At 61.2% G+C, this 23,297-nt stretch carries 19 protein-coding genes and 2 pseudogenes; 8 read left to right on the forward strand and 13 right to left on the reverse strand.

The window, feature by feature from the left end:
- The 3 genes and pseudogenes from AC1DRN_RS27780 to AC1DRN_RS27790 form a co-directional block, all read right to left on the reverse strand.
- Positions 1 to 183, reverse strand: a pseudogene (locus AC1DRN_RS27780) (IS110 family transposase); the annotation flags it as partial.
- Positions 184 to 329: 146 nt separating this feature from the next.
- Positions 330 to 1,085, reverse strand: a complete 756-nt coding sequence (cobF, locus tag AC1DRN_RS27785) for a precorrin-6A synthase (deacetylating) (protein ID WP_457266342.1) — start codon at positions 1,083 to 1,085, stop codon at positions 330 to 332.
- Positions 1,085 to 1,657 (reverse strand): histidine phosphatase family protein, encoded by a 573-nt coding sequence (locus tag AC1DRN_RS27790; RefSeq protein WP_223463052.1) that lies wholly within the window; start codon positions 1,655 to 1,657, stop codon positions 1,085 to 1,087. The genes cobF and AC1DRN_RS27790 overlap by 1 nt, the downstream gene beginning before the upstream one ends.
- A gap of 563 nt (positions 1,658 to 2,220) precedes the next feature.
- Between AC1DRN_RS27790 and AC1DRN_RS27795 the strand changes: the two genes are divergently transcribed.
- From AC1DRN_RS27795 to AC1DRN_RS27805, 3 genes are all read left to right on the forward strand, one after another.
- A complete protein-coding gene (locus tag AC1DRN_RS27795) occupies positions 2,221 to 3,237 on the forward strand; it encodes an arginine N-succinyltransferase (protein WP_457266343.1) in 1,017 nt (338 codons plus the stop codon).
- A gap of 52 nt (positions 3,238 to 3,289) precedes the next feature.
- Positions 3,290 to 4,324 (forward strand): arginine N-succinyltransferase, encoded by a 1,035-nt coding sequence (gene astA / locus AC1DRN_RS27800; RefSeq protein ID WP_477786860.1) that lies wholly within the window; start codon positions 3,290 to 3,292, stop codon positions 4,322 to 4,324.
- 142 nt (positions 4,325 to 4,466) lie between these two features.
- On the forward strand, positions 4,467 to 5,336 hold the full coding sequence (locus AC1DRN_RS27805) for an isocitrate lyase/PEP mutase family protein (protein ID WP_457266345.1): 870 nt from the start codon (positions 4,467 to 4,469) through the stop codon (positions 5,334 to 5,336).
- Positions 5,337 to 5,589: 253 nt separating this feature from the next.
- Here the strand turns inward: AC1DRN_RS27805 and AC1DRN_RS27810 are convergent, their stop codons facing one another.
- Positions 5,590 to 6,663 carry a diguanylate cyclase gene (locus AC1DRN_RS27810; protein WP_457266346.1) on the reverse strand — a complete coding sequence of 358 codons (1,074 nt, stop codon included), beginning with the start codon at positions 6,661 to 6,663 and terminating at the stop codon, positions 5,590 to 5,592.
- A 198-nt stretch (positions 6,664 to 6,861) separates the two neighbouring features.
- Between AC1DRN_RS27810 and AC1DRN_RS27815 the strand changes: the two genes are divergently transcribed.
- From AC1DRN_RS27815 to hglS, 3 genes are all read left to right on the forward strand, one after another.
- The gene (locus AC1DRN_RS27815) at positions 6,862 to 8,316 is read left to right on the forward strand and encodes a flavin-containing monooxygenase (protein WP_223463056.1); all 1,455 of its coding nucleotides are present in this window, start codon (positions 6,862 to 6,864) and stop codon (positions 8,314 to 8,316) included.
- Positions 8,317 to 8,338: 22 nt separating this feature from the next.
- Positions 8,339 to 9,295 (forward strand): alpha/beta fold hydrolase, encoded by a 957-nt coding sequence (locus tag AC1DRN_RS27820; protein ID WP_223463057.1) that lies wholly within the window; start codon positions 8,339 to 8,341, stop codon positions 9,293 to 9,295.
- A 374-nt stretch (positions 9,296 to 9,669) separates the two neighbouring features.
- Positions 9,670 to 11,076 carry a 2-oxoadipate dioxygenase/decarboxylase HglS gene (hglS, locus tag AC1DRN_RS27825; protein ID WP_457266347.1) on the forward strand — a complete coding sequence of 469 codons (1,407 nt, stop codon included), beginning with the start codon at positions 9,670 to 9,672 and terminating at the stop codon, positions 11,074 to 11,076.
- A gap of 349 nt (positions 11,077 to 11,425) precedes the next feature.
- Here hglS and AC1DRN_RS27830 read toward each other — a convergent pair whose 3' ends face one another.
- The 4 genes from AC1DRN_RS27830 to AC1DRN_RS27845 all read right to left on the reverse strand — a co-directional run bounded on the left by AC1DRN_RS27830 (position 11,426) and on the right by AC1DRN_RS27845 (position 16,340).
- Positions 11,426 to 12,004: a hypothetical protein gene (locus AC1DRN_RS27830; protein WP_223463059.1), complete on the reverse strand. Its 579-nt coding sequence runs from the start codon at positions 12,002 to 12,004 to the stop codon at positions 11,426 to 11,428.
- A 131-nt stretch (positions 12,005 to 12,135) separates the two neighbouring features.
- Entirely contained in the window at positions 12,136 to 13,209 is a 1,074-nt protein-coding gene (locus AC1DRN_RS27835) for a lipocalin-like domain-containing protein (protein ID WP_223463060.1), read from the reverse strand.
- A complete protein-coding gene (locus AC1DRN_RS27840) occupies positions 13,199 to 15,670 on the reverse strand; it encodes an ABC transporter permease (protein WP_477786861.1) in 2,472 nt (823 codons plus the stop codon). Before AC1DRN_RS27840 ends, AC1DRN_RS27835 begins: the two co-directional genes overlap by 11 nt.
- 1 nt (position 15,671) lies before the next feature.
- Positions 15,672 to 16,340: an ABC transporter ATP-binding protein gene (locus AC1DRN_RS27845; protein WP_223463062.1), complete on the reverse strand. Its 669-nt coding sequence runs from the start codon at positions 16,338 to 16,340 to the stop codon at positions 15,672 to 15,674.
- A 137-nt stretch (positions 16,341 to 16,477) separates the two neighbouring features.
- Here AC1DRN_RS27845 and AC1DRN_RS27850 point away from each other — a divergent pair, with 137 nt between their 5' ends.
- On the forward strand, positions 16,478 to 18,451 hold the full coding sequence (locus AC1DRN_RS27850) for an alkyl/aryl-sulfatase (protein ID WP_223463063.1): 1,974 nt from the start codon (positions 16,478 to 16,480) through the stop codon (positions 18,449 to 18,451).
- A gap of 135 nt (positions 18,452 to 18,586) precedes the next feature.
- On the opposite strand, the gene ycaC is transcribed toward AC1DRN_RS27850, so the two are convergent.
- The 5 genes from ycaC to AC1DRN_RS27875 form a co-directional block, all read right to left on the reverse strand.
- Positions 18,587 to 19,213: an isochorismate family cysteine hydrolase YcaC gene (ycaC, locus tag AC1DRN_RS27855; protein ID WP_095942850.1), complete on the reverse strand. Its 627-nt coding sequence runs from the start codon at positions 19,211 to 19,213 to the stop codon at positions 18,587 to 18,589.
- Between the two features lie 69 nt (positions 19,214 to 19,282).
- Positions 19,283 to 21,121: an amidohydrolase gene (locus tag AC1DRN_RS27860; RefSeq protein ID WP_223463064.1), complete on the reverse strand. Its 1,839-nt coding sequence runs from the start codon at positions 21,119 to 21,121 to the stop codon at positions 19,283 to 19,285.
- A complete protein-coding gene (locus AC1DRN_RS27865; protein ID WP_223463065.1) occupies positions 21,121 to 21,729 on the reverse strand; it encodes an antibiotic biosynthesis monooxygenase in 609 nt (202 codons plus the stop codon). The genes AC1DRN_RS27860 and AC1DRN_RS27865 overlap by 1 nt, the downstream gene beginning before the upstream one ends.
- Positions 21,722 to 22,138: a DoxX family protein gene (locus tag AC1DRN_RS27870; protein ID WP_223463066.1), complete on the reverse strand. Its 417-nt coding sequence runs from the start codon at positions 22,136 to 22,138 to the stop codon at positions 21,722 to 21,724. Before AC1DRN_RS27870 ends, AC1DRN_RS27865 begins: the two co-directional genes overlap by 8 nt.
- Before the next feature lie 191 nt (positions 22,139 to 22,329).
- A complete protein-coding gene (locus AC1DRN_RS27875; RefSeq protein WP_223463067.1) occupies positions 22,330 to 22,689 on the reverse strand; it encodes a DUF6124 family protein in 360 nt (119 codons plus the stop codon).
- A gap of 457 nt (positions 22,690 to 23,146) precedes the next feature.
- On the opposite strand from AC1DRN_RS27875, the pseudogene AC1DRN_RS27880 reads away from it, so the two are divergent.
- A pseudogene (locus AC1DRN_RS27880) lies at positions 23,147 to 23,297 on the forward strand (IS110 family transposase); the annotation flags it as partial.

The following is a 23,297-nucleotide window of genomic DNA, read 5'->3' on the forward strand; positions in this document are numbered from 1 at the left end:
CCACAGGCTTCCATCACGATGGTGCAGGGCTCGAATGGTGCAGGGCTCGAGATTTGCCAGGTGCTGCATGAGCGTTACCCGATTGAATTTTTTTCGGTACAGCTCGTGACCACGATCATCCTGTGCATGTAGATGAAAGGTGTGTTTTCCCAGATCGATGGCGGCAATAGCTACTTTGCTCATGGCAATGATCTCCGATAAGCCCCCTGTGAAAGCTTAGTGGTCGATCACAGGGGGCGGCGGGGGTAGCCATTTCATTAGGGAACTGCATTTCAAATAATGTGGGAGCGAGCCTGCTCGCGAAGGCGTCAGACCGGGCAGTTCAGTGCTCAAGGCTTGCGCAATAAATAGGTATCCATGATCCAGCCATTGGCCAGCCGCGCAGCCTTTCGCACCCGTTGGATTTCATCCGCCACATCCTTGAGCCTGCCGCTGATCAGGATTTCATCCGGCGTCCCCAGATAGGCGCCCCAGTAAATCTCGGTGTCCTGATCCACCACCTGATGGTAAGCATCCTGGGCATCGAGCATCACCACCAGGCTGTCGGCATCGCTCACCTGCCCTGCCGCCAGACGCCGGCCCGTGGTGATTTCAACCGAGCGGCCAATCTGGTTGAGCGGCACCTTGTGCTGTGCCGCCAACGCCTGGACGCTGGTAATGCCGGGGATCACCTCGAACTCGAACGTGCAGGCACCTGAGGCCTGGATCGCCTGCAAGATGCGAAGGGTGCTGTCATACAGCGCGGGATCGCCCCACACCAGAAAACCACCACACTGGCCGTCAGACATTTCATCGTTGATCAGCCGTTCGAAGGTCTGCTGTTTGGCCAGGTTCAAGTCGTCGACACTGGTCTTGTAGTCCACCTCACCACGCTCGCGCTCCGGGCTTTGGGCTTCGACAAAACGGTAATCGCGATCGGTGATGTAGCGTTCGCAGATTTCGCGCCGCAAATCGATGAGTTTGTTTTTGCTCTCGCCCTTGTCCATGAGAAAAAAAACGTCGACCTGATTCAGCGCCTTCACCGCTTGCATCGTGATGTAGTCGGGATTGCCAGCACCTATGCCGATAACCAGGAGTTTTTTCATCACAGCAGATCCTCGGGGTCGGTGCCCGGCAAGCGCAGCCGCCAGCGGCCATGGAACCTCAGTTCGACCGCCGACAGGGGTTCGACGTCGATCAGGCTGGACGATGCGCCTTGCAACACCTGCGTCAGTGCGGCACGGATGACGAAGGGATGGGTAATGGCGACGATGTGCCCCGGCGTCGACTGCAACGTAGTCAACCATGCGCCGACGCGCTCGCCCAGTTGCACCAGTGACTCGCCACCGTGGAGTGCCGAAGCCGGGTCGCCCAGCCAATGCTGGAGCGTCTCGGAATCGTTTTTTTGCAGATCACTAATGCGTATTCCACTCCAGCGCCCGAAGTCACAGTCCCTCAGTGCGTCGACAATCTGCGGCGCGCTGCCAAACAGTTCGGCGGTTTGCCGGGTGCGCAACTCCGGGCCGCAGACAAGGCGCGCAGCGCCCCTGAACTGATTGCGACGGGAAAGCCTGAGCGCTTGCCAATCCATCTCCAAAGGCTCGTCCAGAGGAAAACGCGCCAATTTCTGTGCGACGGTTCGAGCGTGACAAATCAGGGTTAAACGGGTCGCCTGCACCAGCAATCACTCTAAAGATGGAAAGGAACGACGGCGTCAGGTGACCGCCATCGCGCAATTGTGCCGCAACAAAGCGGCCCCGGGTGGGGTTTAATTTTCCTGTTTGAAACGGATCCTTCAGTCATTTCCTGCCAGGTTTTCTGTTATGGCTGACCGCAACCAAGGCAATCACCTACAAGACTTTACGACATCGGCGTAGTCCCTTGGCACAGGCACTTCGCCCCTTTTTCGGGCACGGCCAGACCGCGCGAGAATTCACTAGACAGGCAGGACGCGATAATTAAATACTCCTTTCAACGTGCTGTTAAAACCTGTTCCACACTCATCCAGCAGGAGCCCGGATGCCCTTTCTTGAATACCCGATCAATGCGCCTGGCCAGGCATCGCCTGCGGCCGAATCGCCCGTTTCTTGTTTAATGCGGTCCATTCCAAAAAACATCTGACAAGAAAAAGAGTGGCGCCTGACAACGTTCAGACGACCACCGATTGAATGTGTGGAAAAACCGACAGTGAAAGTCAGGTTCGGCTCAAACCGCCGAATCGTTTGATACAGGAGTGTCTCCATGCTGGTCTTGCGTCCAGTCGAGTCAGCCGACCTGCCCCAGTTGCAGAGGCTGGCTCGTGAAAGCCTGGTGGGCGTTACATCCCTGCCCGACGATAGCGAACGGTTGCGCGGAAAAATCCTCGATTCCTGTGCGTCGTTCGAAAAGGACGTCGATGGTCATGGCCCGGAAAACTATTTCTTTGTACTCGAAGACCTGGCGACGCAGCACCTGGTCGGCTGCTCGGAGATCCTCGCCACGGCGGGGTTCAACGAGCCGTTCTACAGCCTGCGCAACCGGCACTTCACCAGTGCCTCGAGGGAACTGAACATTGAGCACGGTGTACCGACCTTGTCGTTGTGTCACGATCTCAGTGGCCACACCTTGCTGCGGGGCTTCCATATCGATGTCGCGCGTGTGTGCAGCGCGCATTCCGAACTGCTGTCGCGGGCGCGCCTGTTGTTCATCGCCACCCACGCCCGGCGTTTTTCCGAAACGGTGATCACCGAAATCATCGGCTACAGCAGTGATGAAGGCCACTCGCCATTTTGGGATGCCGTGGGCAAGCATTTCTTCGACTTGCCCTACGTCGAGGCCGAACGGCTTTGCGGCCTGCAGAGCCGCACCTTTCTCGCCGAACTGATGCCGCAGTATCCGATTTACGTGCCCATGCTGCCCCAGGCGGCACAGGACTGTATCGGCAGCATCCACCCCGATGGCCAGGAAGCCTTTGATATCCTCGAGCGTGAAGGCTTCGAAACCAACAGCTACATCGATTTGTTCGACGGCGGCCCGACCCTGTATGCGCGCACGTCGGGCATTCGTTCCATCGCCCACAGCCAGCGCGCTATCACGCTGCAGGGATCGGTGATCGATGCCCGCGGCAGCTTTCTGGTGAGCAACGAGTCCTTGAAGGACTACCGGGCCATCGTCGCCGATCTTGACTACATCACCGGGCAACCCGTCACGCTGGACGCAGCCATGTGCAAGGCGCTGAAGGTGACCGAGGGCAGCCCGATCAGGCTGATCGCACTGTGAATACCTGCCAGCGTCGTCACCGCCCGAGCACACACGAACAAGGAACAGCCGCATGATTGTCCGTCCGGTCCAGATCACCGATCTGCCCGCCCTGTTCACGCTGGTGCGTCAGGCCGTTCCGGGACTTACCAGCCTGCCGGYCGACAAAGAACGCCTGGCCCACCGGATCCGCTGGGCCCAACGCACTTTCGCCGGGCAGGTCGATCGGGCCGATGCCGATTATCTGTTCGTGCTCGAGGACGACGAGCAGCAAGTGGTGGGCGTCAGCGCCCTGACGGGTGGCGTCGGCCTGCGCGAGCCCTGGTACAACTACCGGGTCGGGCTGACGGTCAGCGCTTCAGAGGACCTGGGCATCCAGCGCCAGATCCCGACCCTGTTCCTGAGCAATGAATTGACCGGGCAATCGGAAGTCTGCTCGCTGTACCTGCGCCCCGATCAGCGCCAGGGAAGCAACGGCCGTTTGCTTTCGCTCGGGCGTTTGTTGTTTGTGGCCGAGTTTACGCAGCTGTTCGGCAACCGGCTCATCGCCGAGTTGCGCGGCAGTGCCGACGAACGAGGCGGCTCGCCGTTCTGGGACAGCCTCGGCCGGCACTTTTTCAAGATGGATTTCAGCCACGCCGATCACTTGTCCGGGCTGGGCAACAAATCGTTCATCGCCGAATTGATGCCGCGCCAGCCGCTGTACACCTGCCTGCTGACCGAACAGGCCCAGGCGGTGATCGGCAAGGCCCACCCGAATACCGAGCCGGCCCTGAAAATCCTCAGCGCCGAAGGGTTTGCCCACAAGGGTTACATCGATATCTTCGACGGCGGACCGGTCCTTGAGGCACCGGTTTCCGGGATCCGCACCGTGCGCGACAGCCAACCGCTGTCACTGGCCATCGGCTCGCCGGACGATAAAGCGCCCCTCTGGCTGATCCACAACCGCCGCCTGGAAAACTGCCGCATTACCTGCGCCCCGGCCCGACGGCTGGGCAACAGCCTGGTGGTTGATCGCCTGACCGCCAAGCGCTTGCAGTTGCAACCCGGCGACTCGGTGCGCGCCGTGCCGCTGCTTGACCAACGGCAACAGGCCGAAGCGGCGTGACTTATCAGCGCCATCTTTGCGACGTCAATCTGCCGGACCCGGCAAATTCGTCATCATTTTCCCCCTGCGCGCGTGATAGCCTTTTATTTCTTCGGCGTTGACATTTTTGCTCAAGCCCCTCCATTCCATTGGTGGAACTCATATGTCCAGGCTTTCCCATCAAGATTTGCGCCACAACTTTCGCCAATTGTTCGCCTCCGACACCTGCTACCACACAGCCTCGGTTTTCGACCCGATGTCGGCCCGCATCGCCGCCGACCTGGGCTTCGAAGTCGGGATCCTTGGTGGTTCGGTCGCCTCGTTGCAAGTGCTGGGCGCCCCTGACTTTGCCCTGATCACCCTCAGCGAATTCGCTGAACAGGCCACCCGCATCGGCCGTGTCGCCCAGTTGCCGGTGATTGCCGACGCCGACCACGGCTACGGCAACGCGCTCAACGTCATGCGCACCATCGTCGAGCTCGAACGGGCCGGCGTCGCCGCGCTGACCATCGAAGACACCCTGCTGCCTGCGCAGTTTGGCCGCAAATCCACCGACCTGATCACGGTCGCCGAAGGTGTCGGCAAGATCCGCGCGGCACTGGAAGCCCGCTGCGATAAGGAAATGGCAATCATCGCCCGTACCCATGCGGGGATTGCGCCGGTGCAGGAAATCATCAGCCGCACCCGGCAATACCAGCGCGCCGGGGCCGACGGTATCTGCATGGTGGGCGTAAAGGACTTCGACCATCTGGAGCAGATCGCCGAGCACCTGAGCGTGCCGCTGATGCTGGTGACCTACGGCAATCCGCTGCTACGCGATGACAAGCGCCTGGCCGAACTGGGTGTTCGTGTGACCATCGACGGCCATGGCGCTTACTTCGCCGCGATCAAGGCGACCTACGACAGCCTGCGCGAGCAACGCCAGATACTCACCCAGACGTCGGACCTGAACGCGACCGAGCTGACGCACACCTACACGCAACCGGAGGAATACATCCGCTACGCGGAAGAATTCATGAGCGTGAAGGAATGACGGTTTAAACAGACACGCCGCCATCGCGAGCARGCTCGCTCCCACAATTRATCGCGGGTGTACGTAAATGACGGGYTCACCGCAAATCTACTGTGGGAGCGAGCTTGCTCCGGGCGGCGTTCCGACGATGGGGCCATCACAGCCAACATCCACATCGCCTGACACTCAGCCATCGCGAGCARGCTCGCTCCCACAATTGATCGCGGGTGTATGCAAATGATGGGCTCGCTCCCACAGGTTTTGCAGTGTGCAATCACACCGAGTCGAGCAGTTCGGGATGGGGTTTGCCATTGCCGCAACAGATCACTCGATTGCGCCCGGTGGTCTTGGCTTCGTATAGCGCATGGTCGGCGTCATTGAGCCAGAGCATCGCGTCGGCGTGGGCCGGGTTGAAGGAGGCCAGGCCAATGCTCAGGCTGACTTTCAGCGCCGGGTTCTGCTCGTCCCCCAAGGTGGCGAATCGATCGCGCAGGGCCTCCATGACGGCGACGGCGCGGTTCAGGGGCAGGTCCGGAAGGATCACGCAGAACTCGTCACCGCCGTAGCGCCCTGCCACATCGGTCGCTCGCAGGCTGTGCCTGAGCATTTTGCTCAACTGACGCAGGACGATGTCGCCGGCAACATGGCCGTAGGTATCGTTGATGGCTTTGAAATGGTCGATATCGATCAGCGCGATAGCCCCGCCTTTTTGCTGACGTTTGCAACGCTGGAACTCGACCTCCAGCTGGTCCTTCCAGGAGCCATGGTTCAGCAGGCCCGTCAGGCTGTCGGTGCGGCTCAGTGCCAGCAGTTCACGCTTCTGACGGCCGAGGGCATGGGCCTGGCGGAAGCAGAACCAGCCCAGCGCCAATGGATACAGGCACAGCAATGGCAAACAGGCATAGAGCTGCACCGGGCTGGTAGCGGGAATGAACGCCGGGGCGAAAATCTGCAAGCCTACGCAGAGGCCCAGCACTTGCGCGGCCGTCCCGGCCAGCAGGAAGCGCAAGCCGCCGATGGCCACGTTATGCATGGCCATCATGGAGATGGTGGTCGCACTGGGCAGTGGATTGAATTGCATGGCGGCAATCCAGAATCCGCCGAGAAAGGCATCGATCAGCAGATTGCGGTGTTCGGCATGATAGGGCGTCCTGGCCCGGCGCGCCCATTGGTAAGCCAGGTGCGGCCAGACCAGGCCGTTGAACCACATGAATCCCCAGACCCAGGGCGCCGGATCGAGTGGATACATCGCCGCACTCACACACACCAATCCCAGGGCCACCCCCAGGATTCGCGATGTATAGAGCCTCCTGGCCAATGAAGATCCCTTTCCTCCCGTTTTTGCCATAGGGCCTCTGTGCCACTCGACGGAATGCGATAACAGCCTGTGTCTGTGTGCTGGAGTCTATCAGGGTGAAATCAAATAGCCATCACCGACTGACAGGCTGAATATCGCGACATCACGCTCGAATAAAAGCAAAAGCCTCGTCTCCAGAAACGGCTATACATGAAAGAAGGGTTGATCAATGACCATAAGAGGAGGCCCATGCAGACCTTTCAAGTATTGATCATCGGCAGCGGTTTTGGCGGACAATGTGCTGCAATCAATTTGCTCAAGGTCGGCATCGACGATTTCCGCCTGCTGGAGCGACGGGATTTCTTCGGCGGCACCTGGTGCCAGAACACCTATCCCGGCGCGGCAGTCGATGTGCCTTCGCCGCTGTACTCCTTGTCTTTCGCCCCGTATCGCTGGACGCAAATGTTCGCCGGACAGGCCGAACTGCACCGCTACACCCGCCATGTGGTGGAACACTTCGGCCTGCGGGGCAAGGTGGAACTGGACGCTAATGTCGAGCGCGTCGAATGGGACGACGCCAGCAGGCGCTGGACGGTTTACACCGCCGGAAAAGGCTCGTTTTGCGCGCAGTTCCTGATCAACGCGACCGGGCCGTTGAGTCAACCGGTGGTGCCGCACTTCAACGGACAGGAGCGTTTTCAGGGCAAGACTTTCCACACCAACAACTGGGATCACGGCTACGACTACCGGCAAAAATCCGTGGCCATCGTCGGCAGCGGCGCCAGTGCGGCCCAGGTCATTCCGGCCATTGCCCCGGACGTCGGGCACTTGCATGTGTTCCAGCGCACGCCCCACTGGGTATTGCCCCGGGCTGATCGCAGGTTTGGCCGCTTCCAGCGCTGGCTGCTGGGGCTCAAGCCCGTCTACAAGTTGCTGCGCTGGGGTATCTACTGGCAATTCGAAACCCGGGTGTTTGGCTTCAAGTATTCGAAGCCGGCCGTGCACAGGGTTCAGCGCCAGGCCCTGCGCTTGCTCAAGCTCCAGGTGCCGGACGCCGAACTGCGGCGCAAACTGACGCCGGACTACACCATGGGCTGCAAACGGGTGATTCTGTCCAGCACGCTGTACCCGGCACTGGCCCGCCGCAACGTGACGCTGCACAGCCGCGAACAAGGCATCGCGGCCATCGACGAAACCGGGATCGTTACCCTCGATGGCCAACATATAGACGTGGACCTGATCGTCTGGTCCACCGGCTACGATGCCACCGACGGGGTGATTTGCTACCCGGTAACGGGCAAAAACGGCACATGTCTCAAGGAGGTCTGGGCACAATACCCGCGGGCCTATCTCGGCACCGCCCTGCCCGACTTCCCCAACCTGTTCATCGTCACCGGGCCGAACACCGGCTTCGGCCACACCTCGGCGCTGTTCATCATCGAATCGCAGATGAATTACATCCTCGATTGCATTCGCACCTTGAAGGATCAAGGTTTACGCAGCATCGAAGTTCGCCATGAGGCGGAACGTACCTACACTGAAATGATCCACCGGGAAATGGAACGCACCGTGTGGAAGTCCGGCGGTTGCCACAGTTGGTATCAAAGCAGGAGCGGTCATGTGATTGCCATGTTTCCGGGGTTCAGCTTCAGCTTTCATCGCTTGACCCGAGCGCTGAAACCCGCTGATCACATTTTGTCCTGAGCAGATACAAGGGAGACGCGTGATGCTTTTGTTGTTCGTCGTTCTCGCGGTGTTCGTCGCCTGGAGCTGGCTGACCTACCCGGCCATCGGCTACTGGCTCTATGACTTGAACATGGCGGCCGAGGCCAAGTTGTACCGGCTGCACAAAATCGTCGTGCCCATCCCCGAGATGACCGTCTCGACCTGGCAAGGCGGGCCGTACGAGGCCACCAGCAGTGTGCTGATGCTCCATGGCTTCAGCGCTGACAAGAACATCTGGCTGCGTTTTGCCCGACACTTCGTCGGCAGCCACCGGGTGATCATCCCGGACATCGCCGGCCATGGCGAAACCGGCTTCAAGGCCGGCGGCGGCTATGACATTCCGCTACAGGCCAAGCGCATGATCCAGCTGCTGGACGTGTGCGGGGTGGAGAAAGTCCATGTCATCGGCAATTCCATGGGCGGCTACATGGCCGCATGGCTCGCGGCCACGTACCCCGAGCGCATTGTGTCCTTGGCACTGATCGACCCGGCGGGTGTCACCGCGCCCGAGCCCAGTGACCTCGAGCGGCATCTGGCCAAGGGCCACAACCCGTTTCTGATTCACTCGCGCGAAGAATTCCAGCGCTTCTACGCCATGACCATGGCTTCGCCACCCTGGGTACCGAAGCTGGTTCTCGATGCCGTCGCCCAGCGCTATGAACAGTCCTGCGAGGAGCTGGAAGAAATCTTCCGCGAAATGCGCGCCAGTCCGCCGATGGAACCGCACCTGCCCGACATCACCGCCCCGGCTCTGTTGCTGTGGGGACGCAAGGACCGGCTGATCGATGTCAGCAGCGTGGCGGTCTGGAGCAAGGGCATCGCCGACCTGCGCGTGCATATCTGGGACGCCGTCGGGCACATGCCCATGGTGGAAGCCCCCACCGGTTCGGCGCGGCTGTATCGGGAGTTTTTGGCATCGCTGCGCTCGGAGAGCCCACAGGATCAACGACTGCATTAGGGGGGCGTTCTCAATTAGTTTCCCCWCCGCGTTGTCGCCTTAAAGCTGGCCAGGCAAGGCGTAGGCCGCTGGGAATGGTTGTTCCCTTTCCAAGGCCTGCAACGCAGCMTGGCCMGYTTTAAGGCACAACCCGAAGGGCCGGRYCTGCTGTTGTGCAGGGCAAGGCGCGAGAAGCGYRGTTTGGTCATTCCAAATMAGCTTSGAGCAACRCAGCCCTGCACAACAGCAGACCCGGCGCGGTAGGGAAACTAATTGAGAACGCCCCCTAACAGTCCTTTGCAGAATGAAGTTCGTCAGAAACTTCGTTTGTCGGCGTCGCGCAAGGCTGCGATCTTTTGTCCATCCTTTACGTCACCGCGCCAGGAATCCTGTTCATGAACCACCCGAGCTTCGTCAGCCCTGACCTGATCCGCCAACGCTTCTCCAAAGCGATGTCCGACATGTATCGCGAGGAAGTGCCGTTGTACGGCGCGTTGATGGAACTGGTGGAGCAGACCAACCGTCACGTACTGGACAGCGATCGGCAAATCCTGCAGCAGCTCACCAGCACCGGCGAAATCGAGCGCCTGGACCTGGAGCGTCATGGGGCGATCCGCGTCGGTACGACCGATGAACTGGCGACACTCGCCCGCCTGTTCGCGGTGATGGGCATGCAACCGGTGGGTTACTACGACCTGACACCGGCCGGTGTGCCGGTGCATTCCACGGCTTTTCGCGCGGTGCATGAAGCGGCGTTGCAGGTCAGCCCGTTTCGAGTATTCACCTCGCTGTTGCGCCTGGAATTGATCGAAGACCTGGAGCTGCGAGCGTTCGCCCAGTCGATGCTCGACCGGCGCTCGATCTTCACCCCCACGGCCCTCTCCCTCATCGAACGTGCCGAATCCCGGGGTGGGCTGACCGAGCAGGAAGCCCTGGCGTTCGTCGAACAGGCCCTGGAAACGTTTCGCTGGCACCACAGCGCCACCGTCACTGCCGAGCAGTATCGACAACTCAGCGCCCAGCATCGCCTGATCGCCGACGTGGTGGCGTTCAAGGGCCCGCACATCAACCACCTGACACCACGGACCCTGGACATCGACATCGTCCAGGCGCAAATGCCGGCCCACGGCATCACCCCCAAGGCGGTGATCGAAGGCCCGCCCCGCCGCCAATGCCCGATCCTGTTGCGCCAGACCAGTTTCAAGGCCCTGGACGAGCCGATTGCCTTCACCGATCAAAACCAGGCTCGCGGCAGTCACAGCGCCCGTTTCGGCGAAATCGAACAGCGCGGTGCCGCCCTCACGCCCAAAGGCCGGGCACTGTACGACCGCTTGCTCAATGCCGCGCGGGACGAACTCAAGGACTTCCCCAACGAAGCCAACGCTGCGCGATACAACGCACTCATGGCGCAGCACTTCAACGAATTCCCTGACACCTGGGAAGACATGCGCCAACAGGGCCTGGCTTATTTCCGCTACTTCGTGACGGAAAAAGGCCTGGCGGCGGGTGACCTGACAAACGCCGCCCTGGAAGACTTGCTCGGCAGCGGTTGCCTGCGGGTTGAACCGCTGGTCTACGAAGACTTCCTGCCGGTCAGCGCTGCGGGGATTTTCCAGTCGAACCTTGGGGATGCGGCGCAGACCCGTTACGGCGTGCACGCCAACCAGCGAGCCTTCGAACAGGCTCTGGGGCGGCCGACGATCGATGAACTGGAGCTGTATGCCGACAGCCAGCGGCGTTCGATCGAGCAGTGTTTCGCGGCGTTGGCCGATGTCGTTCAAATCAATAAAAAACATGACTGAACGACTTCTCACCGCTCAATAAAAAAACGGGCGACCTGTTGGTCGCCCGTTTTTTTTATATCCGAAACTTTCAATACAGCAAAAAAGTGTTCGCCCAGTGCACTGGCCTCGGCAATCCATGCACTGGTAAAGAGCCTTGCACTGGGCGAACGGAAAATATTTTAGTAGAAGTGGCTAAATATGTCCGTGCGGTAAAGATGAAATTTATCGACACCATATGTAATAAAATGTCGACTTAAATCCTATCCCGCACCGAGCCACAAACTCACCAGTTCGACCATACGAGCTGATTATTCCTATACAAAACTTGTACAAAAATAATCAGCCCGTATAGAGCCATTACCCAATATTAGTGCCTGCTGGTCACCGTCAATATATCGGTATAAACCACGTTCACGCTTTGCCCGACTTTCAAGTCCTTGAGTTTGGCCTGGACCTCGGGGCGTTTGACGTCGACGGTCTTGGACTGGCCTTCCGGGTTTTCGAAGGTCACCTGGTGTTTTTTCACGTCAATGTGGGTGATTTTCAACTGCACTTTCACCTGACGATAAGCTTCGCCGCCAGGGTTGGCGCTACCTGGCGCAGCACGCATTTCGCCGGTGGCTTCGGCGGTGCCGGGCAGGCCTTTGTCGACATCGGTGTCGAGGTAGGCTGCAACGGCGCTGGTGACCCTGATATCGACTGAATCGCCGGCCTTGAGATTGCCGAGGTTTTTCGCCTTGTCGGTCAGTTGCACAGGGAACTCATTACCCTGCGGGCCTTTAAGGACTACGGAATGATTCGCAGCATCAACCGAAACGACGGTGGTGGTGACCTGATCAGCCACCACGACTTCGGACAGCGGAATATCGGCGGCAACTGCGCCAAAACTGGCGGCAGACAGCAAGGTTGCGAGGGTGATGGCTTTAGTCAGTGCGTGGCGTTTCATAGACAGAACTTTCCCTGTGATTGATGGCAACAAACGGCGTTGAAACCGGGCTCAACGCCATGTGTGCGAAGAGCATAGACGCTGTTCGGCGAGTGGTCGCGGCGGGTGGATGATTTTCGTGGCGCAGGGCATTAGTACCCGGTCATTTCCAGATATCCGCTCCCTGCATGGCTGCCACTGAGGCGCACCGGGCCTTCCCAATACGGAATGCGCAAGTCCATCCAGGCCTGGGGATTGAGCGCGGTGATGGCGATTTCGAGATGCCTGGCGGGGATCTTGATCGACCAGCGCACAGGTATCTCGCGTCCAGCCACGCGGGCGGTGTCTTGTGGCGTGAGGCTGATGTCGCCGGCGTGCAGCAATTGTGTCTGGCCCCGGGCGTCGATCCAGGTGCCGGTGAGGTAAGGCTCCCCGTCCTTTTGCCGCATGCGATACAGCATCACCTGCTCGCCGCTGTCCAGGTGCAGGGAGAACCAGTCCCAACCGGTCTGATTGCCTGTCAGGGGCTGGCTGCTCCATTCGCGGTCAAGCCAGGCCGGGCCACTGACCTGAAAGGTCTGGCCGTCGATGTCCAGCGTACCGCTGGCCTGGAAAAACGGCTGGCTGTAGTAATACGAGGCCTGACCCTGCTCGGATTTCTGGCTGAACCCCTGGTCCCCCTGAAGCACCAGCGGACCTGTCGAGGTCAACCGCAATCGGTAGCTGAAACGCCGGTCACGAGCACTGAGCTGCAGGTCGGCTAACGGGTCATCGGCAGTCGCCTGGCTGCGCAACTGCCAGTCGTCGATCCACGCATTGAACGGCGCGACGCTGACACCGGCCTGACCGACGCCACCACGGGCATAGCGTTCAGCCGCGTGATGCACCGTTGCCGATGTCACCGCCGCGTGACCGAGCCAGATCGTCTGATTCTGCCAACCCGCCACCTCGGGGGTGGCTTTCAAGGCACTGCGGAACAACGTCCATTGCGCGCCGAACTCATGCCCCTGAGCGTCCTTCAGGTTGGCCGTGACGTACCACCATTCGATGCGAAAGCCGTCGTGCGGGCCGTGATCCGCCGGGAAGCTGAACACCCGACCGGGCACCACCGGGGCGAACGCAGCGGCCTGGTTGCCCAGCCCGGCAAAACCCTTTTCCAGCGGTGCCGGTTGATCGCAACCGCTCGCTAGCAGCGCCAGGAGCAACACGCAGGCTTTAATCTTCATGGGCAAACGTCCGCAGCAGGTCCGCCGGTTGTGTGCGGTACAAACGGTACAACGGCCAGGCCGAGGCCAGCAGCGTCGCCACCAGCGCCAGACCCATCAGTTGCAACAGTTGCCATGGAAACACCCGCAACGGCAGGCGCCAGCCAAAGGCCTGCACGTTGATCACCGTGTCCAGGCACCACGCCAGGGCGATGCCCAGCGGCAACGCCAGCACCAGGGTCAGCAGCGCCAGCAGCCAGGTTTGCCCGAGGTTGAGCAACATCAAATGCCGACGTGTCACCCCCAGTGCCCACAGCGGCGCCAGTTGCCCGAGACGGCTCTGGCTTTGGGTCAACAGACTGATGAACAGCGCCACCCCGGCCACGCACAGCGTCAGGCTATTGAGCGCGGCGGTGGCGGCGAAGGTGCGTTCGAAGACTTGCGTGGACCAGCCCTTGAGCCGCGCCTGATCGACGATGCGGCTGTCGTCCAGGGTAAAACGCGCCTGTAATGCCGCGACGAACGCCGGGATCGACGCCGGCTCGATGCGCAGGTTGAAGCGGCTCGGTGTCAATTGCGGCCAGCCGCGCTGGAGGTGATTGATATTGACCAGAATGTGGCCATTGGGATTGCCGTAGTCGGCGTAGATCCCGACGATCCGCGGCGACCACGGGCCGGTGGGCGTCGGCAGCGTCAGGTGATCGCCGAGCTGCACGCGCAGGCGCCGGGCCAGTTGCTCACTGAGCATCACCGCATCGTCCTTGGCCAGTCGCTCCCAAGGGTTGTCACCCAAGGCTTCGAGCAGCGGCCAGTGCTGACGATAGGTCGGGTGGTCGATGATCCCGGACAGGTCCGTCGGCCAGCCCTGCAACTGGATCGACACCTSCCAGTTGGGCAGCACTGCCGCCAGTTGCGGCCGCTGGTTGAGCCAGCTGTGCAGTTCCCTGGACTGCGCCGGGTTCTGTGGGTTGAGGTAAAGCTCGGCCGTCAGCCGTTGCTCAAGCCAGTCGCTGAAGGTTTGGCGGAACCCCGCGGTCATGCTGCCGGCTCCGATATTCGCCGCCATGGCCAGCAGCAGCGCCATCAACGCCAGGCTCAGGGCCGGCAGTTGCTGGCGGCAATCGGCGACAAACCACTGGCCGAGCACCGAGCGACTGCGCTGCGAACCGAGACTGAGCAGCGAACTGAGCACCACCGGCAGTGCCAGTGCAGCACCGATCAACAGTGCCGCCATCAACACGAAGCCAATGACCAGGCTGTCACCGAAAATCAACGCCAGCAGCGCGATCACCCCGGCCATTGCCGCCACCCCGCCCTGGCGTCGCAACCAGCGGGCATGGGCCTGATGCCAGGCTTGCGGGTCGGCCAGCGCCAGCAAGGGCAAGCGCGCCGCCCGCAGCAGGCTGCCGGCACCGGCCAGCAACGCGCCGATCAGGCTCAAGCCGATACCGCTGAACCACCACGACAGGCTGAGGCTCAACTGTCCCGCCACTTCGGCGCCGTACAAGCCACGCAGGCTGGCGGCGACATCGGGCAACAGCACACCGGCCAGCAGGTAGCCGCTGACCACCCCGGCTACACCGCCGATCAGGGCCAGCCCACCCAATTCGACGGCGAGACAAGCGATCAGCATCCGCGCACTCACGCCGCAGGCACGCAGGGTCCGGAGCAAGCCTCGGCGTTGCTCCAATGCCAGCCCGATGGCGGCGTGCACGATAAACAGGCCGACCACGAAAGACAGCACCCCCAGGGCATCGAGGTTCAGGTGAAAGCTTTCGGTCAGGCGCGCCAGGTTGTTTTCTTCGCTGGCGCGCCTGAGTTGCAGCTGCCCCTTGAGCGAATCCGGCAGCAGTGCGGTGAAATCCTTCGGTAACAGCAGTCGCGACAACTGATCCGGCATCCCCAGAGTCTGCTGGGCAAAACCGATGTCCACCAGCAGTACCCCGGGCGCCATATCGGCTTGAATGTGCAGCGGTGGTAGCGCCATGCCCGCCAGGTTCAAGGGCCGGTCACCCTCACGCAAACCCAGTGCCTGCAAGGTCTGCGACGATATCCAGGTAGTGCCCGGCGGGCTGAAAAAATCGACCACCTGTTCAATCGCCAGGGCCTGCCCGGCCACCGCCGCGCCCGCCGGCAGCGACACCGGCTCGATGCCCATCAACTGCAAGCGCTGCTCTTCATGGCCCTTGAGCGTGACTCGCCCTTGCAGTACCGGTGACACCGGCCACCCCGCTCGGCGCAGATCGACAAACCATTGCTGCGGGAACGTGCCGCCGCCGGGCGCAACGAGGCTGGCCTGGGGTTCGCCGCCGATCAACTGACTGGCGCGGGCATAGCTGTCGCGGGCCTGGCTGTTGAGTGCCTGGACGCCGGTCAGCAGACTGGTAGCCAGCCACAACCCGGTCAGTACACTGAAAAACTGCACCGGATGCTGCCGCCAGTGGCTGAGCAGCGCGCGCAGGGTTTCGCTGAAAATGCGCATGTCAGCGCTCTCCCGCACCGGCCAGGCGACCGCCGCACAGCAGCGCCTTTTCTGCCAGCCGTGCCGCCACCCCCGGACTGTGGGTGACCATCAACAGGCTGGTGGGGCTGTCGTCGAGCAACTCCAGCAGCAGCTGCAACACCTCGGCGGCGGTGGTTTCATCGAGGCTGCCGGTGGGCTCGTCGGCCAGCAGCAATGGCGGGCGCGACGCCAGCGCCCGGCCCAGCGCAACCCGTTGCTGCTGGCCGCCGGACAGTTGCTCCGGGTAGCGCCGCAGCAGCTCGCCCAAGCCCAGGCGCTGCACCAGATGCGCCTGCCAGTGCGGATCATGGCGCCCCGCCAGACGCGCCTGAATCGCTAGATTGTCTTCGACCCGCAGGCTGCCGATCAGGTTGAACTGCTGGAACACCAGGCCGATTTCCGTACGGCGCCAGTTCGCCAGTTGCCCTTCATTCATTTGTTCCAGACGATGCCCGCCACTGCGAATGCTGCCGCGATCGATCCTGTCCAGCCCGGCGATCAGGTGCAGCAAGGTGCTTTTGCCACTGCCCGACTCGCCCATCAGCGCCAGGCTGCTGCCGGGCCTGAGCGTCAGGTCGACGCCTTGCAGCACCGGCAGCGGCCCCTGCGGGGTGGCGTAGCTTTTGAAAACGCCATGGACTTCGAGCATGGGTCAACCTGTTGGGTATGCGTGGCCCAAGGATAGCGGTCCTGAATGGTTTTTGTCCGTTGCTGATGATCGCCCTGCCCGAGTGCCGCCCTACCCTCGAAGCTGGTCTGACCATAACGATAAAAAACGGAGACGCCATGCCTCGTTTCACCTTGAGCCCTCATGGGCTGCTCGCTTGCCTAATCACTGCCTGCCTTGCGCAATCGGTGGTCGCCGCCGACGCACCGGTCGCGGCCAGCCCGCAAACCACGGCCAGTAACGCCGCCGTACTGCAACAACTGCCCTTCACCGACCGCACCGACTACGAGTCGGTCACCAAAGGCTTGATCGCGCCCTTCAAGGGCCAGGTCAAGGACGCCTCGGGCAAGGTCATCTGGGATATCCAGGCCTATGACTTCCTCGCCAAAGACCAGGCCCCGGAGTCGGTCAACCCGAGCCTGTGGCGCCTGGCCCAGCTCAGCGCCCATGCCGGACTGTTCGAAGTCAGCCCACGGCTGTATCAGGTTCGCGGCCTCGATCTGGCCAACATGACCATCATCGAAGGCGACGACGGGCTGATCATCATCGACCCGCTGACCATGGCCGAAACTGCCAAGGCAGCACTGGACCTGTACTACCAGAACCGCCCGCACAAACCGGTGGTGGCGGTGATCTACAGCCATACCCACGTCGACCACTTCGGTGGCGTGCGCGGGGTCATCGACGAGGCCGACGTCAAGGCCGGCAAGGTCAAGGTGTTCGCCCCCGCCGGGTTCATGGAACACGTGATGAGCGAGAACGTCTACGCTGGCAACGCCATGAGTCGCCGCGCGCAGTTCCAGTTCGGCAGCCTGCTGCCCCGTGGCGAAAAAGGCCAGGTCGATGCCGGCCTGGGCAAGAGCACGCCGAGCGGCGGCACCGTCACCTTGATCCCGCCCACCGACCTGATCGACAAAGAACTGGAAACCCGCACCATCGCCGGCCTCGACGTGGAGTTCCAGTTGACCCCGGGCACCGAGGCGCCGGCGGAGATGAACCTGTATCTGCCGCAGTTGCGCGCCTTGTGCATGGCAGAAAACGCCACGCAAATGATGCACAACATCCTCACCCCCCGCGGCGCGCAAGTGCGTGACGCCAAGGCCTGGGCCGAGTACCTGGACAGCAGCCTGGCGCGTTACGGTGACAAGAGCGATGTGTTGTTCGCCCAGCACAACTGGCCGACCTGGGGCGGCGAGCGCATCCGCACCTTCCTCGCCGACCAGCGCGACATGTACGCCTTCCTCAACGACCGCACCCTGCACTTGCTGAATCAGGGCCTGACGTCGCTGGAAATCGCCGACTCGATCAAGAAACTGCCCGGCAGCCTGGACCAGAAGTGGTACACCCGTGGCTACTACGGCTCGCTGAGTTTCAACACCCGCGCGGTGTATCAGCGCTACATGGGTTTCTATGACGGTAACCCGGCCAACCTCAATCCACTGCCACCGGTAGAAACGGCCAAGCGTTCGGTCGAAGCCATGGGCGGCGACGCGGCCGTGCTGGGGAAAATGCAGGCGGCAATGGCCAAGGGTGAATACCGCTGGGCCGCGCAACTGGGCAATCAGTTGCTGTTCGCCAACCCGGACAACGGCGATGCGCGCAAAGCCCAGGCCGAGGCGCTGGAGCAAATGGGCTATCAAAGCGAAAACGCCACCTGGCGCAACATGTACCTGACCGGCGCCATGGAACTGCGCAACGGCGTGCCACCCCAAGCGAGCAGTTCGGTATCGGTGGACATGGTGCGGGCGATGAGCCCACAGATGTTCTTCGACTTCCTGGCGGTGCGCCTGGACAGTGAAAAGGCTGTAGGCCATGACCTGACCCTGAACTGGACCTTCGAGGATCAGAACAAGGACTTCAACCTGACCCTGCGCAATGGTGTGCTGACCCACCGTGCCGGGCTCAATCCCCAGGCGGACGCCAGCGTGACCATGACCAAGGCAACCCTGGAACAGATCAGCCTCAAGCAACTGGATATCCCGACAGCGATCCAGAAAGGCCTGATCAAGTTGCAAGGCAGTGGCAAGAAGCTTGGGGAGTTGATGAGCAGCCTCGATACCTTCGCGCCGCAGTTCAATATCGTGACGCCTTGAACCGGTGACGCGGCAAACCGCGTCGCCTCCATCTCGAGCAGGTCGGATCGCCGCGCCGTCGCTCCCACACTGGATCTGTGTCATTCACAAAAGCTGTGAACAGCCTGGATCCCTTGTGGGAGCGACTGACTGGTCTTATTTGGCCGTAAACTTGGTGTAGCTATTGATCAGGTTGCGATAGTTCGGCAGGCGCTCAGAAAGCAGGTTGGCCAGGCCTTCCATGTCGTTACGCCAGTCGCCTTGCAGCTCGCAGGCCACGGAGAACCAGTTCAGCAGGTGCGCACCGGCGGCCGACATGCGTGCCCAGGCCGCTTGTTGCACGGTGGTGTTGAAGGTGCCGGAAGCATCGGTCACCACAAACACCTCAAAGCCTTCGGCAATGGCCGACAGGGTCGGGAACGCCACGCATACGTCGGTCACCACACCGGCGATGATCAGTTGCTTGCGTCCGGTGGCCTTGATCGCCTTGACGAAGTCTTCGTTGTCCCAGGCGTTGATCTGGCCCGGGCGTGCAATGAACGGCGCGTCCGGGAACTGCGCCTTGAGTTCCGGCACGATCGGACCGTTCGGACCGCTGTCGAAACTGGTGGTGAGGATGGTCGGCAATTTGAAGAACTTGGCGATGTCACCCAGGGCCAGCACGTTGTTCTTGAACTCGTTGGGCGAGAAATCCTGTACCAGCGAGATCAGACCGGTCTGGTGGTCGACCAGCAATACCACGGCATCGTCTTTGTTCAGGCGTTTGTACGGAACGTTGCTCATTGGAAACTCCTTGATGGATGGTTGTTGCAGTCAGCGCCGACCTGTTGGGCCGGCGCTTTTTTAAAAGAGTCAGAAGGCAAAACACGAGCAGCCAAAGGCGCCCCAGAAACCGGCGAAATCGCTGACCGGCGCGTTCGACAGGCGCGCCCGTTCATGGCTGTGTGAATGCACCGCGCACGGGCCGCTGCAATGGTGAACCTGGGCCTGCATTGGCGAGGTCGGGCGCCAGTGGCCCGGGACCTTCACCACCGGCGACCAGTCCGGCAGTACCGGCACGCTGGCCGGCCCGAGTTTTTCAAAGTCACCGGCGCCGTACACCACCTTGCCGCCGACCACGGTCAGCACCGACTCGATCCACTTGATCGCCTCTTCATCGACGCTGAAGAAATCCGCGCTGAGGGCGGCGACGTCGGCCAGTTGCCCGACCTTGATCTGGCCTTTCTTGCCTTGCTCCGACGAGAACCAGGCGCTGCCGTGGGTGAACAGTTCCAGCGCGGTCAGGCGCGGAAGGCCTTCGGCGTGCAGCTCCATGCCGCCGACGGTGCGACCGCTGACCATCCAGTACAGCGAAGTCCACGGGTTGTAGCTCGACACCCGCGTCGCGTCGGTACCGGCACCGACCGGTACGCCCTCGGCCAGCATGCGCTTGATCGGTGGCGTGGCTTCGGCCGCTTTCGCGCCGTAACGCTCGACGAAATATTCCCCCTGGAACGCCATGCGATCCTGAATCGCAATGCCGCCGCCCAGCGCCCTCACCCGCTCGATGTTTTGTGGGGTGATGGTTTCGGCGTGGTCGAAAAACCACGGCAAACCATTGAACGGAATGTCGCGATTGACCTTCTCGAACACGTCGAGCATGCGGCTGATGGATTCGTTGTAGGTGGCGTGCAAACGGAACGGCCAGCGTTGCTCAACCAGATGGCGCACCACTGGTTCCAGTTCGGCTTCCATGGTTTGCGGCAGGTCCGGGCGCGGTTCGAGGAAGTCTTCGAAGTCCGCCGCCGAGAACACCAGCATTTCCCCGGCACCGTTGTGCCGCAGGTAATCGTCGCCCTGGTGCAGCTTCACGCTACCGGTCCAGTTCTTGAAGTCGGTCAACTCTTCCTTGGGCTTCTGGGTGAACAGGTTGTAGGCGATGCGCACGGTCAGTTGCTCATCCTTCGCCAACTGTTCGATCACCTGGTAATCGTCCGGGTAATTCTGGAAACCGCCGCCGGCATCGATGGCACTGGTCAGGCCCAGGCGATTGAGTTCGCGCATGAACTGGCGGGTCGAGTTGACCTGATACTCCAGCGGCAGCTTCGGCCCCTTGGCCAGCGTCGAGTACAGAATCATCGCGTTCGGCCGCGCCACCAGCATGCCGGTCGGCTCGCCGTTGGCGTCGCGCACGATCTCGCCACCCGGCGGGTTCGGCGTGTCGCGGGTGTAACCGGCTACGCGCAATGCGGCGCGGTTGAGCAAGGCACGGTCGTACAGGTGCAACACGAACACCGGGGTGTCCGGTGCCGCCTGGTTGAGCTCGGCCAGGGTCGGCATGCGCTTTTCCGCGAACTGGAATTCGTTCCAGCCACCGACCACCCGCACCCACTGCGGCGTCGGCGTACGGTCGGCCTGGTCCTTGAGCATGCGCAAGGCATCGGCCAGGGACGGTACACCTTCCCAGCGCAGTTCGAGGTTGTAGTTCAAGCCACCACGGATCAGGTGCAAATGCGAGTCGTTGAGCCCGGGAATCACACAGCGGCCCTTGAGGTCGATCACCTGGGTGTTCGAGCCCCGCAGGGCCATGGCCTGGGCATCGCTGCCCACCGCGACAAAACGCCCGTCGCTGATCGCCACGGCACTGGCGAGCGGTTTTTCGCGGTCAACGGTGTGGAATTGACCATTGAACAGAATCAGATCGGCGTTCATCACGGTTCCTCGTGCAAAGTAGCGGGAGACAGCCAGGGCGCAAACAGACGCGTCGCCATGGGCATGAAGATGTAAACCACCGATAGCACGATGGTCAGGGTGATCAGGAACGTGGCCACCACGTAATTGGAGAGCAAGGCGTTGAGCCGCAACAGCGGCCCCCAGAGCAGCGGCACCAGCAAGGTGTGCGGCAGGATCACCAGCAGCGTCACCACGGCCTGCTTCCAGCGCGGCGGTGGCGTCCCGGCTTCGGCCTGGGGCGAGAACCAGAACTCGTTGACCGGATTAACCTCTGTCTGGTCGCCGTCGGCGAGCATCGGCGCGGCTTGGTCGACCAGTTCCTGGCGTTGCGGTGAGTCGAGCCAGTTCTGCATCGCTTCGGTCGAGCAAAAGCGCAACACGCAGGTGTAGGTGTCGAGGCCGGCGTTCTTGCCACGCACCACATCCACGCCCAGGTGCCCGACGTTCAGTGCGGCCACCTTGACGATGTTGCGCAGCCAGGCTTCATAAGGCACTTCGAAACCGGCCTTGACCCGGTGTTTGACGATCAGGGTCACCACCTCATCAGGCCCGGGACTTGCCGGCTCACGGCGATTGGATTCAGACATAACGCAAGGCTCCGGCGAAACGGACATTGAGCGCCAGCCGTCCCGGCCCGGCGATGAAAATGCTGGTGAAGACAATCAGCAACAGCCAGCCGAACTGGCCTTCGAAAAGTGTCCACTCTGGATGCACGATCAACATCGACACCCACAGCAGAAACAGAATAGGCAAACATGCCAGACGCGCCAGCAACCCGCCGACGATCAGCAGCGGGCACACGACCTCGGCGAAAATCGCCAGCACCAGCGTCAGGTTCGCGCCCAGGTGGAAAGGGTCTTCGATGTTTTGCAACTCGGCACTGTAGTGCAGCAGCTTGGGCAAACCGTGCACCCACAACAGGAACAGCCCGCCGCTGACCCGCAGAAACAGCAGCCCCCAGTCTTGCGCCCGATCATCGCGTCGCGAAGCGTCCATGGCCTACCCACACAAATGAAAAACTACCGGCGTCGATGCACCGGGACTGGATTCGATAGTGCCGGGACGGGGGGAGGAAAAATTGAATGTACGTGCTCTGTTTGCGGGAAGACCGAGATCGACCAAACGACATAGAACCCTGTGGGAGCGAGCTTGCTCCCACAGGGTTATTTGTTGTTGCTTCTACCGGGTTATTCCTGCGGGTCGAGATTATCCAGCGCCCGGTTCACCGCCAGCTCGCCCAACATGATGATCTGCGCAATCCCCAGCAGCGCGTTGCGATGAGGGCTTTGCAAAAACCCCGCAAGGTCACTGGCCATGATGCTGGCCGAGGCCAGGGATTCGCAGGCGTGGGCCAAAAGCGTTTCAGTGTTGATGCCGGGGGCGATGACAAACAGGGGGCTGGGGTTGCGCGGCGGTGCCGGGTCTTTCGGAGGATTGAGGTAGTGATCCAGTGCGCGGTCGACGGCCTCGTGGAGCTTTTTGGAGTCGAGCGAATCGTAGGGGGAAACGTCGTCGGATTGTGGGGGATTCGGGGTTGGTTTGCACATGGTCAAGCTCCTTTATACCTGGTGAAACCACCAAAACCCGTCGCTAAACAAGTAAGGGTGGCAGCTGTACGCAGGTTAGCGAACCGGGAGGTATAAGACCCGGCAGACCCGAAGGTCTCCCGCGCACAGCCACCATGTCGAAAATTGCAAACACACGAATATGTGCAATAGAGACTGGAGCCTTGTTGCGCTTATACCTGGTCGGGTCGCTAAACCCGATCGCTGAATTTGCAGCGACCGGGAAACGATAAAGACCGGGTACAAGACGCACAAGCCGGCGGATTCTGGCGTAGTTGTAGGCAACGACGCAAGGCGGTGTGGCTTTCAGGAAACAAGGCTGACGGCTATTAAACAGGGCTGTCAGAACACGGCACATTCCCTAATGAAATGGCTACCCCCGCCGCCCCCTGTGATCGACCACTAAGCTTTCACAGGGGGCTTATCGGAGATCATTGCCATGAGCAAAGTAGCTATTGCCGCCATCGATCTGGGAAAACACACCTTTCATCTACATGCACAGGATGATCGTGGTCACGAGCTGTACCGAAAAAAATTCAATCGGGTAACGCTCATGCAGCACCTGGCAAATCTCGAGCCCTGCACCATCG

The organism is Pseudomonas sp. P5_B3 (assembly GCF_056400405.1).